Source organism: Pseudomonadota bacterium, from assembly GCA_010028905.1.
In the GTDB taxonomy this organism is placed as follows: Bacteria; Vulcanimicrobiota; Xenobia; order RGZZ01; family RGZZ01; genus RGZZ01.
The window spans coordinates 1-11669 of sequence record RGZZ01000116.1 but is presented as its reverse complement, the minus strand read 5'-3'; the positions used below and the strand labels follow the sequence as shown (position 1 = coordinate 11669).

The 11669-nt window shown below is 66.8% G+C and carries 9 protein-coding genes; 6 read left to right on the top strand and 3 right to left on the bottom strand.

What is annotated here, in order from left to right; translation table 11 throughout:
* The coding region (locus EB084_10285) for a recombinase RmuC (GenBank protein NDD28639.1) at nt 1-248 on the top strand (248 nt) is incomplete at its 5' end.
* Here the strand turns inward: EB084_10285 and EB084_10280 are convergent.
* Together EB084_10280 and EB084_10275 are read right to left on the bottom strand one after the other, a co-directional pair.
* A complete protein-coding gene (locus tag EB084_10280; GenBank protein ID NDD28638.1) occupies nt 232-1683 on the bottom strand; it encodes a hypothetical protein in 1452 nt (483 codons plus the stop codon). The two genes, EB084_10285 and EB084_10280, sit on opposite strands and share 17 nt — an antisense overlap.
* 78 nt (nt 1684-1761) lie before the next feature.
* The gene (locus EB084_10275) at nt 1762-2742 is read right to left on the bottom strand and encodes a hypothetical protein (GenBank protein ID NDD28637.1); all 981 of its coding nucleotides are present in this window, start codon (nt 2740-2742) and stop codon (nt 1762-1764) included.
* A 128-nt stretch (nt 2743-2870) separates the two neighbouring features.
* On the opposite strand from EB084_10275, the gene EB084_10270 reads away from it, so the two are divergent.
* From EB084_10270 to EB084_10250, 5 genes are all read left to right on the top strand, one after another.
* Entirely contained in the window at nt 2871-4697 is a 1827-nt protein-coding gene (locus EB084_10270) for an SLC13 family permease (protein ID NDD28636.1), read from the top strand.
* A gap of 101 nt (nt 4698-4798) precedes the next feature.
* On the top strand, nt 4799-5875 hold the full coding sequence (locus EB084_10265; protein NDD28635.1) for a hypothetical protein: 1077 nt from the start codon (nt 4799-4801) through the stop codon (nt 5873-5875).
* A 90-nt stretch (nt 5876-5965) separates the two neighbouring features.
* A complete protein-coding gene (locus EB084_10260; protein ID NDD28634.1) occupies nt 5966-7915 on the top strand; it encodes an ABC transporter ATP-binding protein in 1950 nt (649 codons plus the stop codon).
* A 54-nt stretch (nt 7916-7969) separates the two neighbouring features.
* On the top strand, nt 7970-9013 hold the full coding sequence (locus EB084_10255; protein NDD28633.1) for a hypothetical protein: 1044 nt from the start codon (nt 7970-7972) through the stop codon (nt 9011-9013).
* Nucleotides 9014-9631: 618 nt separating this feature from the next.
* Entirely contained in the window at nt 9632-10390 is a 759-nt protein-coding gene (locus EB084_10250) for a ribonuclease Z (protein ID NDD28632.1), read from the top strand.
* Nucleotides 10391-10415: 25 nt separating this feature from the next.
* Here the strand turns inward: EB084_10250 and EB084_10245 are convergent.
* The coding region (locus EB084_10245; GenBank protein NDD28631.1) for a phosphatidylserine/phosphatidylglycerophosphate/cardiolipin synthase family protein at nt 10416-11669 on the bottom strand (1254 nt) is incomplete at its 5' end.

Here is an 11669-nt window from a genome sequence, read left to right as displayed (position 1 = left end):
TCCGCGCGCTGCTCGAGGGCGCGGGCTTCACCGATATCACCGTGCGCGAGATCCTCCAGTGGGAGGACATCGACGTCTGGATCGACACCTGGGAGACCTCGAGCCTGCACCGTCACGAGATCCGCGATCTCTATCACAACGCGCCCGCCCAGGTGCGCGAGGTTCATCCGTTCAGAATCTCGCCGAGCGGCGCCATCGAGGACTGCTGGCGCTGGTGCGTGTTCTCGGCCTTCAAACCGACAGGGTGATCGAGGCTTCTTCGTTGCGCGCATCGCCGCGCGCCGCGTCTTCGCGCTCGAAGCGGCGGGCCACCAGGTAGAAGAGACCCGCCACGACGACCATGATCACCGCCTGCGACAAGAAGTAGCCGCCGTAGCTCATGCGTCCGGGCAGGGGAAGGCCGTCCTTTCCCTCAGACGGGTAGAAGCGCCCGATGTACCATCCGCCCAGGGTGTCGCCCAGGAAGACCGTGAACAGGAACGCCGCCGTCACCGTCGATCGGGTCTCTGGCGAGGCGTGGTTGAAGGCGAACTCGAGGCCGATGACGCTCACGCACAGCTCGGCCATGGTGATGATGACGGTGGCCACCACGTCGTACCAGATCGACACCTTCACCGTTCCGTCGTGCGTGGCGTAGCCCGCGTAGGCCATGACCCCCATGCAGCCGATGACCAGCCAGAAGCCGATCATCATCTTCTGGGTGGCGGGCAGGTCGACGCCGTTGCGGGCCTTGCGCACCACCGTCCAGAGCCAGTTGAAGATGGGGGTGAAGATGATGATGAGCACGGGGTTGAGCCCCTGCATCTGCTCGGCGGTGTAGGTGATCCCGAAGGGCGCGAGGGTCGGGTCCATGAGCTTGGTGCCGAAGAGCACCCAGGTCGAGCTGCTCTGGTCGTAGACGAACCAGAACATGGCGATGAGGGCGAACACGCCGCTCAGGCGCACCAGCGTCTGGCGCTCTTCGGCGCGAAGCGCAGGCGACTTCGGGGTGGGGTCGATGGTCTCGACAGGGTAGTTCTTGCGCCCCGCCATGAAGATGGCGAGGGCCACGGCCATGAGCACGGTGGGGCACAGCAGCGCGATGCGATAGGCCTCGTTGAGCTTCACCGGATCAGCGCTCGAGACGTTCGCGATGTCTACGCCCGCGTAGTGCGCAACCACCAGGGGCAGGGCGATGGAGGTGGTGGCCGCGCCGATGTTGATGGCGGCGTAGAAGAAGCTGAACGCCTCGGGCAGCAGCGCCATCTTGCCCTCGGCCTCGTAGATCTGGCCCATGAGCGTGCTGGTGTTGGGCTTGATGGCGCCAGAGCCCGCGGCCAGCAGTGCCAGGGCCAGATAGAGCTGGAACGGGGTGTGCGATTCGCCCAGTATGATGTGCCCGATGATGTAGGGGATCGACCAGTACACGATGGTGCGGTACTTGCCCAGCCATCGGTCGGCGATGTAGCCGCCCAGCAGCGGAAGCACGTAGCACGCGGCGGTGAAGTAGTTGGCGGTCTGCCCGGACTCGGCGTCGGTGTACTGGAACCGCGCGATGAGGAAGAGCGCCAGCAGCGTGCGCATGCCGTAGTAGCTGGCCCGCTCGGCGAGCTCTCCCCAGAAGACGTACCACAGCCCGCGCGGGTGATGGCGAAGGCGCTGCAGGAAGGGGAGCTCGGCGAGGTTCTCTGGTGTGGCGCTCATGGTGACGCGGTAGGTTCCACGTGAACCGCATCATCCCTTTGCGGCGCTGGGCTCGACGGGACGCACGAACTTGCGGCGCTACCTCGGGGGAGGCGCGCCTGCCATCGACGCCTCGCCGTTTTCGAGCACGTCGCTGAGCACCTTCTGGATGCCGTGGCAGTAGAGCTCGAGCGAGAGGTGGTTCGGATTCTTGCCGAAGGGGTCTTCGAGCTCGACCCCGATCTCCTCGATGCCGAAGAGCACGAACGAGATGAGGAACATGGCCGGGAAGGTCTCCCAGCCGAACGACGAGAGCAATGAGAACGGCAGCGCGTAGATGTAGAGAACCAGGGCGCGGCGCAGGTGAACCACGTAGGCGAAGGGCAGGGGGGTCTTGTGGATGCGCTCGCAGGCCCCGAGATAGTCGACGATCTGCTGGAGATTGGCGTCGATGGAGACCATGACCCAGTCGCTGATGACGCCCTTGTCGCGTGCGGTCTTGAGCAGCGCGGTGATCTTTCGGCACACCGCCAGGGGAACGTGCGCGCTGCGACTCACGGCCTCGACCTGGTCTGCCGGGAGGGTGGTGCTCGTCCACTCGGTGTGGCGCAGCGCGTGCATGATCGACCAGGGCAGCTCTATCGCCCACAGCAGCGTGCTCTTCCGCAGCGCGGGCTCAGCGGCGAGGTGGACGTCGCAGAGCCGGGCGAGGTTGCGTGATTCGTTGTTGATGCCCCCCCACATCTTTCGCCCTTCCCAGAAGCGATCGTAGGAGGAGTTGGTGCGAAAGACCAGCAGCAGCGAGAGGAACCCGCCCACGATGATGTGGGTCACGTTGGGCACGTCGAGCGGCGTCCATCGTATGTGGACGTAGAACACCGCCCCCGTCCAGAGCAGCGCGAAGATCACGCGCGAGAAGATCTCACGCAGCATCGAGCGGTGTGTGTCGAAGAGCTGGCGCCACCAGTCCTGCTTGTCGTACTGGTCGACGTAGTCTCCGCGGTAGATGTTGGTTGCATTGCCCACGGCCGAGGGGTTCGTCGTGGGGGGGCATCCCCCTCTCTGTGCACGCGATGACATTCACCTGCAGAGATGGAACGCCTCTCGCCCCGCCCCACCTGATTGGGGAAGGGGTTGAGCGCGCGCAGTGGAAGAGGCCTCCTCACCACCTCCTCCCCCTCGAGACACGGCCGTGAGAAAGGACCCCCATGAGCCCGCTCCTCATCACATCGCTGGTCCTGGTCGTGTCGATGGTGCTGTTCCTGAGCGAGCGCCTGCGACCAGATCTGGTCGCGCTCATGGTGGTTGTGACCCTCGCGGTGACCAACGTGCTCACCCAGCAGGAGGCCTTCTCCGGCTTCAGCCGATCGGCTGTGATGACGATGCTGGCCGTGTTCATCCTGGCCGAGGGGCTCGTGCGGGCGGGCGTTGCCGACCAGCTGGGCCGGCTGCTGCTGCGGCTGGCCGGCGCGAGCGAGCTGCGTCTTCTCGTGGTGGTCATGGCGGGTGGCGCGTTCCTCTCGCTCTTCATGAACAACATTGCGGCGGCCTCCCTGCTCATGCCCGCGGTGGCGGGGGCCGCGCGTCAGACGGGGGTGAGCCCGTCGCGTCTGCTCATGCCCCTGGCCTTCGCCACCATCCTCGGGGGCATGGCCACCCTGTTCACCACCACCAATCTCGTGGCCAGCGCGGTGCTGCGCGATGCCGGGCTCAAAGGGTTCGGCGTGCTCTCGTTCGCGTCGGTGGGGCTGCCCATCATGCTCGTGGGAGGGGGGTACATGGCGGTCGTCGGACGCCGGTTGCTGCCGCAGCGCGCCAGCACGGAGCGCCAGGCCGCGATGGACGAGGCGACCGCGGATCTCGTGCGGGTCTACAGACTGGGCGACAACCTCTTTCGGGCCCGGATCCCGGCCGGCTCCTCGCTCATCGACTGTCGCATCGAGGAATGCGCCCTGCGCGAGCGCTTCGGGTGCAGCATCCTCGCCATCGAGCGCGATCCGCGCTTCATTCTCTCGCCCACGCCGGACGCGGTGCTTCTCGAGGACGACGTGCTCGTGCTCAAGGGGGTTCTCGAAGACTTCCGCAACCGCGACGTAAAGCCGTATCTCGAGATACTGCCGTCGCCCACATGGTCGGAGGAGCACCTGAGCGCTCCAGAGGACATGGTGGTCGAGGCCATGCTCTCGCCGCGCAGCACCCTCATCGGCCGCTCACCCCGCAAGGCGCGCTTCCGCGCCCGCTATGGGGTGAACATCCTCGCCATCTGGCGCGCGGGCGACCAGGTGCGGGTCGGGGTGCGCGACACGGTTCTCCAGTTCGGTGACGCGCTTCTGCTGCAGGGACATCGCTCGCAGCTGCCCGTGCTTCGTGAGCAGACCGACTTCATCCTCATGGTCGAGGACGAGGAGGCCCTCGAGGCCTCAGCGCACGTGACGCGCGCGCGCAAGCGCTGGGCCCTCTTTGTCTTCGCGGCGACCCTGGCCTGCGCCGTTCTCATGCCCGACGACGTGGCCGAGATCATGCTCGGTGGCGCCATCGGCATGCTCCTCGGCGGCGTGCTTGACATGGATCAGGCCTATCGCGCCATCGACTGGAAGAGCATCTTCCTGGTGGCTGGGCTCCTGCCTCTGGGACTGGCCATGGGGAAGACGGGGGCTGCGCGCCTGATTGCGGGAGAGGTGGTGTCGCGGCTTGCGCCCTTCGGCAACGTCGCGGTTCTCGCCGCGCTGTGCTTCGTCGCGGTCGCGCTCACCCAGGTCATGAGCGGCGCGGCGGTGACAGCCCTGCTCGGCCCCGTTGCGCTGCAGTCGGCCGCCGCGATGAATCTCGAGCCTCGCGCCCTGCTCATGGGGGTGGCGCTGGCCACGTCGATGGCCTTCCTCACCCCCTTGGGGAGCCCGGTCAACGTCCTGGTCATGGGCCAGGGAGGCTATCGCTTTCGCGATTATGCGCGGGTCGGAGCGGGGCTGACCGCGGTGCTGTTCGTGCTGCTGCTGCTCGTGCTGCCACGTCTCTGGCCCTTGTCGGCCCCGTGAGTGCCGCGAGCCGGCTCTCCGCTCCGGCGACAGGACTTCTGTTCGGTTTGCAGAACGCCCCAAAGGGTGCCTGAGGGAAAATCCTTCAAGAGGAGCGGCGCGTGAAGAAGATCGCGATCATCGGCGCAACAGGACTCACCGGACGGCTCACGTGCGAGCGCCTGCTCGGTCAGGGCGGTGGGGCCAGAGAATTCAGGCTGGTGCTTGCGGGGCGTGACCGCAACGAGCTCGAGCGCATGTCCATCGATCTCGGTCGCAGGTTCAAGCAGCCCCTCGACGTATCGGTCTTCGAGTTCTCCGATCGCTCGGCCTTGCGCACCCTGGTCGAGAGCAGTGTCGTGGCGGTGAACTGCGCCGCTCCCTACGCCATCTCCGGGGCGCCCGTTCTCGCCACGGCGGTGAATGGCAAGGTGTGTCTCATCGACGCGGCCTCCGAGGTGGGGTATGTCGAGCAGTGCGCGGTGCGCGCGGCCGTGGTCAAGGAAGCGGGCATCGCCGTCGTGAACGGCCTTGCGGTGGAGCCTGGGGTGGCCGAGCTCGCGCTGGCGAAGGCCGCCGAGGGGTGGGAGGCGGTCAACTCGGTTCGCGTGCTCTACGTCTACCACGATCTCGACGAGACCCCGGGGTTTCGCGCGTCAGTGTTCGAGAACCTCAAGCAGCCGTGCCGCGCGCTGGTCGAGCGCTCGCTTCAGGCAACGCGCATCGCGGCCGTCAAGCACACGTTCAAGTGGTCGGGGGGCCAGATGACGGCCAAGAACACGCCGGGATGCGAGGCCCTCGTCATCCCCCGAGGGGTTGGTGGCCTGCGCAACGTCACCACGTTCCACAGCCTCACGGGCAAGGCCGGTCTGATCCAGGCCCTGCTCGGAAGCCCGTTCGCCTCCCTCGCGATGATGGCTCTTGATCGATGGGCCACGTCGAAGACCGAGCGCCCTGTGTCTGATCGGAGCCGGTTCGTCGTGGTGGTCGAGATCGAGGGCGTGAAGAACCGACGGTTCGCCATCGTGCAGGGCAGCGGCATCTATCAGACCACCGCCAACCTGCTGGCCTCGGCCGCTGTCAAGCTTGCCGCCGGGGAGCGCAAGACCTCGGGCGTGCTCGCCCCCTCACAGGCCTTTGACGCGAGCGCGCTGCTCGAGGCTGCCGGACTCGAGGTCATGATCGCCGACCCGGCCTAGATCTGGGGACTGTGCTGCTGGTGGGGAAGGACCGTCGCTTCCCGCAGTGAACCTTCGTGGCATGCTTGCACCCAGGCCCATCCATCGCACATGATCGCCGTCACAGGTCTCTCGAAGGCATTCGGCGGGCAGGTCATTCTCGACAACGTCAGCTTCACCGTCAAGCCCGGCCAGCGGGTCGGACTCATCGGCCGCAACGGCACGGGAAAGACCACCTTGCTCAAGATCCTCTCGGGTCAGCTCGAGTCAGACAAGGGCACGGTCTCGCTCGGGCCAGGGGTCGAGATCGGCTACCTCGGCCAAGAGGGGCAGCTCGACCCGGACCGCACGCTCTACGACGAGATGATGCAGGTGTTCGCCTGGGTCGATGCGGTAGAGCGCGAGATGCGCGACCTCGAGCTGCAGATGGAGTCGCTGCAGGGCGAGGCGCTGAACGCCTGCTTCGACCAGTACGGCAAGGCGCAGGCGCGCTTCGATCACGCCGAGGGGCACACCATCGACGCCCGCATCCGCACGGTGCTTGCGGGCATGGGCTTTCGATCGGAAGATCTCGAGCGCCCCTGCCGCGAGTTCAGCGGCGGCTGGCAGATGCGCGGCGCCATGTCGCGCTTGCTCCTCACATCACCCACCGTGCTGCTGCTCGACGAGCCCACGAACCATCTCGATCTTCAGGCGGTCAAGTGGCTCGAGACCTATCTCTCTGACTACAAGGGCGCGGTGGTTCTGGTCTCGCACGACCGCACGTTCATCGATCGCGTGGTGAACCGCATCATCGAGCTCGACAGCGGCGAGATCGACGAGTACGCCGGCAACTACACCTTCTACGTTGAAGAATCGACCCGCCGCTTCGAGGCGCAGCTTGCCGCATACGAGGCCCAGCAGAAGAAGATCGAGCACGACATGCGCTTCATCGAGCGCTTCCGTTACAAGGCCACCCTGGCCAGCCGGGTGAAGAGCCGCGAGAAGATGCTCGAGCGCATGGAGAAGATCGACGCGCCGGACGCGGCGCCGCGCGCGATGAAGGTGTCGTTCGCGCCCGCGACCACCAGTGGTCGCGACGCCATCATGGCCAAGGGCGTGTCGAAGTCGTACGGTGCCCTGCGCGTGCTCGAAGGCATCAACGTCAAGATCGAGCGCGGCGATCGGGTGGGCCTGGTGGGCCCCAACGGCGCTGGCAAGTCGACCCTCATGCGCCTGCTCGTCGGGGCCGAGCGCCCGGATGCCGGCACGGTGAACCCAGGCTTTCGCATGCAGCCGGTGCACTATGCCCAGCACCAGGCCGAGGCGCTGAACCCAGACCGCACCGTGCTCGAAGAGGTGTCGGCGGTGGCGCCGCCGATGTTCGACCAGACCATGGTGCGCACGGTTCTCGGCTGCCTGCTGTTCAGCGGAGACTCGGTGCACAAGAAGGTGGGCGTGCTCAGCGGCGGCGAGCGCAGCCGCGTGGCGCTGGCGCGGTGCGTGGTCACGGCCTCGAACGTGCTGTTCCTCGACGAGCCCACCAACCACCTCGACCTCTCGGCGCGCGAGAGCCTGCTCGAAGCCCTGCAGGGCTATGAGGGCACCATCGTCTTCATCTCGCACGATCGTCACTTCATGGACGGCCTGGCCACCCGCATCGTCGAGATCGAGGACGGGCGCGCCTCTGCCCATCTGGGCAACTACTCCGACTATCGCGCCCGCAAGCCCGCCCGAGGCGTTGCCGCCCCGGCCAGGAACGAGGCGAAGCCCAAGGCCGCGGGCGCGCCGGCGAGATCTGCGCCCGGCGGGCCGGCGCCGCAGGCTGAGCCGCCAACGCCTGTCGCCGCGGCGGCGGGGCGCGATGAGAAGAAGAAGCCGCCCCCGAAGTGGAAGGTCGACGCGCTCGAAGCAAAGATCTTTGCAATGGAAGAGGAGATTGCGGGCATCACCATGCGGCTGGCCGATCCGGCCTTCTATCAGCGCGCGGAAGACGCATCACGCCTGCAGACGCGCTACGACGTGCTGGTGGCGGAGTGCCAGAAGCTCACCGCGCAGTGGGAGGAGATGCTCTCCTCGTAGCGCTCGCTCTCCGTAACCTACGGGCGCCGGCGCTGCGGAGACCGCGGCACAGCATTGACGAACGTCTTTCAGCTCTCGTGGAACCGGGACCGCCGCCGCGCCGAGGTGACGCTGCGCGAAGGGCGGACATCGGTGGTGGTCGATCGGCTGCGCATGGTCGACGCCGATGGCGAAGGTCGCCTGCTGCGAGCGGTCTTCGGCCCGTCGACGTGGCGTCGCTCGTACGCGAACCGCTACGTCGAGATTCGCAGCGAGGCCATCAGCGGCGAGCGCTTCCACGTGCCGGTCGAGGCCTCCCTCGCGGAGGGGCAGTCCCTTCTGGCACAGGTGCGCACTCTCATCGACGAGGTGCGCGGCGCGGCGACGCAAGGGGCGATCACCGGGTTCGAGCCTCCGGACGCCGACGCCTCGGCCCTCGATGCGGCACTGGGTCGCATCTGCGCCTTCGACGAGGTGCGACTCGCGGCCGACGGGGAGAGGTTTCAGCAGCTCTACCCGGCACTGTCGCCCCTACCGCCCGATCAGCAGACGGCGCTCGTGCTGCGTCTCACATCAGACCTTGCGGCGCACGCGCGCGACGTGCTCGCGTTCCTGGGCGCGGCCCGCGCCATGCGCCATGGCGCGTTCATCGACGCCGTGTCTGATGCGTCGGCCCTGCACGACGCGGTGACATGGCTGCGCACCCACGTGCTCCACCCGGAGGAGCGCGTGGCCGCGAATCTCATCGTGCCCGAGGGGGCATCGATCGACGGCTCCGCGTTTGCGCGGACGGGCATCACCCAGGTCTACCTCCCGCTGCGCGCGGTCGACGCCGCCGCGTTGGAGGCATTTCACACGCGCGAGATTCGCGTCTCGCTGGTGGCGCCCGCGCCGACCGACCTCGCGTCAGCGCACGCTCTGGCCCGTGACGTGGGCCGCTTCGATCTGCGCGGGGGAGACACCCTGTACAGCCTCGAGCCCGTGCCGTATCCGCGAGAGGCGGCGACCCGTGTGGCCCTGCGCGCCGCCTTCCATGCGTTCAAGGCGGCGCTGACGCTCCCAGAGCCCCCGAACGGCCCCGTCGTGACCCACTTCCCCATCGTGCAGAGCGTCTACTGACCTCTTACGTCGGGTCGAGAGGACTGTTTCACGGGGGACGCAAATACGTGAGTCTCAGCCACAGAAGACGCGAGGATGCGCCATCTCCGACCACAACGGCCTGCTCGAGGCCAACGACTCGGGCGTTCCATGTTCCGACTGCGGCTTCACCAATCCCTCGGGTGAGGCGTTCTGTCTTGCCTGCAACAGCCAGCTCGGGGTTGCGCGCGCGTCCGATCGGCCAGATCCTGACGCCTCCACCAGCCGCTATCGCCAGATCCGCGGCAAGTGCGAAGACGTGCAGCGCGGGCGCATCACCGCCGAGCAGTTCAGCGCCTACCTGCAAGAGCTCTCGAACATCCTCACGCAGCGCGCCCAGGCCATCTACGACAACTTCGAGGCCACCGACTACTACGCCGAGAACGGCGAGGAGTGCGACATCGGTGTGAGCGGCGTGCAGTCATACGAGGGCGGCGTGAACGAGCTGTGGCAGTTCCTCGAAGACGGCGACCCGGACCATCTCAGCAACGGGCTCGTGCAGATCTGGGAAGGCAACCAGCGCATCATCGAGGCCATGCGCATCAATCGCGAGAACCGTGAGGCCCTGGCGCTCCTCTGGGACCAGCTGCAAGACGGCTGATGCGGCTGACTGTCATCGGTTCCGGCACCGGCGTGCCGTGGCAGGGGCGCGGACCGGCGGGCTACCTCGTCGAGGCGGCGGGGCGCTCGATGCTCTTCGACTGCGGTCCCGGCACCCTTGAGCGCGTCAATCGCTTCGGCCACGACTGGAAGGCCATCGATCGCATCTTTCTCACCCACCACCATCCCGACCACAGCGCCGATCTCGTGGCCTTCCTGTTCGCGGGCAACTGGGCCGCCGAGCAGCGCACCCGAGACCCGTTGCGCGTGCGGGGGCCCCGTGGAACGTCGGCCTTCGTCGAGGCGCTGCATCGGCTCTTTCCGGGGCTCGCCTGGAAGCGGGCGCGCACGCTCGTCGACGACTGGGACGGAGGAGGGGAGTGCGCGGAAGACGACGTCGTCGTGAAGGGGCTGCCCGTCGATCACGCCGACCTGCAGGCCCTGGCCTTTTCTATCGAGCACGCGGGGAAGACCCTCGTGTACTCCGGCGACACCGGTGAGACATCGCGCATCGTCGAGGCCGCGCGCAACGCCGACACTCTCGTGGTGGAGTGCTCGTTTCCCAACGCCATCACCCACGTCACCTCGCACCTGACCGCGGGTGGTGCCGGAAGGGTGGCCGCCGCGGCCGGCGTGCGTCGCGTGGTGCTGACCCACTTCTACCCCGAGTGCGAGGGCGTCGACATCGTTGCGGAATGTCGGGAGGCGTTCTCCGGCGAGATTGTGCTCGCCCGGGACGGTCTTGTGATCGACATCTGACGGCCGCGAAGGCGTCAGGAGCGACCTACATGGCGAATGACGCGCCGGTCGCTTCCGCGCCGTCTTCGATGTAGATGGGCTCGTTGGAGGTTCGCGTCTTCCAGTCCTTGCTGAAGGTGGTGCTGAAGACGCTGGTGGTCTTGGGCGAGTAGACGCTCACTTCGGCCTCGCGGTTGATGTTGAAGCCGGCGTACGACCAGTTGGCGCTGCCCACGAATACCTGGTTTGCGTCGATCACAGCCATCTTGGCGTGCATCTTCTGCTGGGTCTGGGCGTTGCACACGTACCACTTCACGTCGACCCCGCCCTCGCGCAGGGCGGCTGCCGCGTTCTCGTTGATGGGGTTGCCCTTGATCTTCAATGGGTCGAGAATCACCTTGACGTCGACCCCTCGCCGCTTCGCCGCAAGGAGGGCCTCGACCGTGGGACGGTCGGAGAGCACGAACAGCTCGGCGTGAATCGAAGAGCGGGCGTTGTGGATGGCGCGCCGGATCGCCTTGCCGATGGCCTTCTCCTGGGTGCCCATGCCGCTGCGCAGCAGCGTCACCCGGTCTGAGCCGGCAGGGGGGACGTCCTGGATGGGGGGCAGCGCGTCGGCCTCTCCACCGGACATGAGCCAGTCCTCGCGGAACATCCAGCCCATCTTCTCGACGGCCGGGCCTTCGACCTTGACATCGAAGTCGTGGTTGCGCGGAGAGTGATTGCCCCAGTTCATGCCACCGATGATGGCCTTCTGACCGTCAACGATGAGCATCTTGACGTGGTCGAGCTGTCCGAAGGTCGCGCCAGGGCTGTTGGGGGGCAGCGCCGGGTAGATGCGCACGTCTACCCCGCCCTTGCGCAGCTTGTCGATGGCGGCCTTGCGCGGCGCCTCCCAGTCGTCGTTGGGCGGGTCCATGACGATCTGCACGGAGATGCCCTTGCGCGCCTCTGCGATGAGCAGATTCACCATGTCCTTGTTGGTGACATCGAACATCTCCAGCTGAATGGAGGAGGTGGCGCTTCGGATGAGCTTGCGGGCCTGGGCAAAGATCTCGTGGGCGCTGTTCGGGGCCGATTCCTCGTCGAGCAGAGGCGATACTCGGTTGCCCCCACCGAAGATGTCGAGGCCATCGCTCGCGGCATCTTGTGACTGCGGCGTGAACGCATCGCACGCCTGCGTGGGCGTGGCGAGAGCAGACGATGTCTGCGTTGCAGCGGCCTTGTGTGTGGCGGCGAGGCTGCGGGCGGCCGTATGCGTGGCCGCGATGGGCAGCTGGCAGGTCATGAACAGTCGCTC

Excerpts from the sequence above, each read along its gene's own strand:
- EB084_10275 (NDD28637.1), bottom strand. The coding sequence starts at position 2,742 with ATGTCATCGCGTGCACAGAGAGGGGGATGCCCCCCCACGACGAACCCC.
- EB084_10270 (NDD28636.1), top strand. The coding sequence starts at position 2,871 with ATGAGCCCGCTCCTCATCACATCGCTGGTCCTGGTCGTGTCGATGGTG.
- EB084_10250 (NDD28632.1), top strand. The coding sequence starts at position 9,632 with ATGCGGCTGACTGTCATCGGTTCCGGCACCGGCGTGCCGTGGCAGGGG.
- EB084_10280 (NDD28638.1), bottom strand. The coding sequence starts at position 1,683 with ATGAGCGCCACACCAGAGAACCTCGCCGAGCTCCCCTTCCTGCAGCGC.
- EB084_10260 (NDD28634.1), top strand. The coding sequence starts at position 5,966 with ATGATCGCCGTCACAGGTCTCTCGAAGGCATTCGGCGGGCAGGTCATT.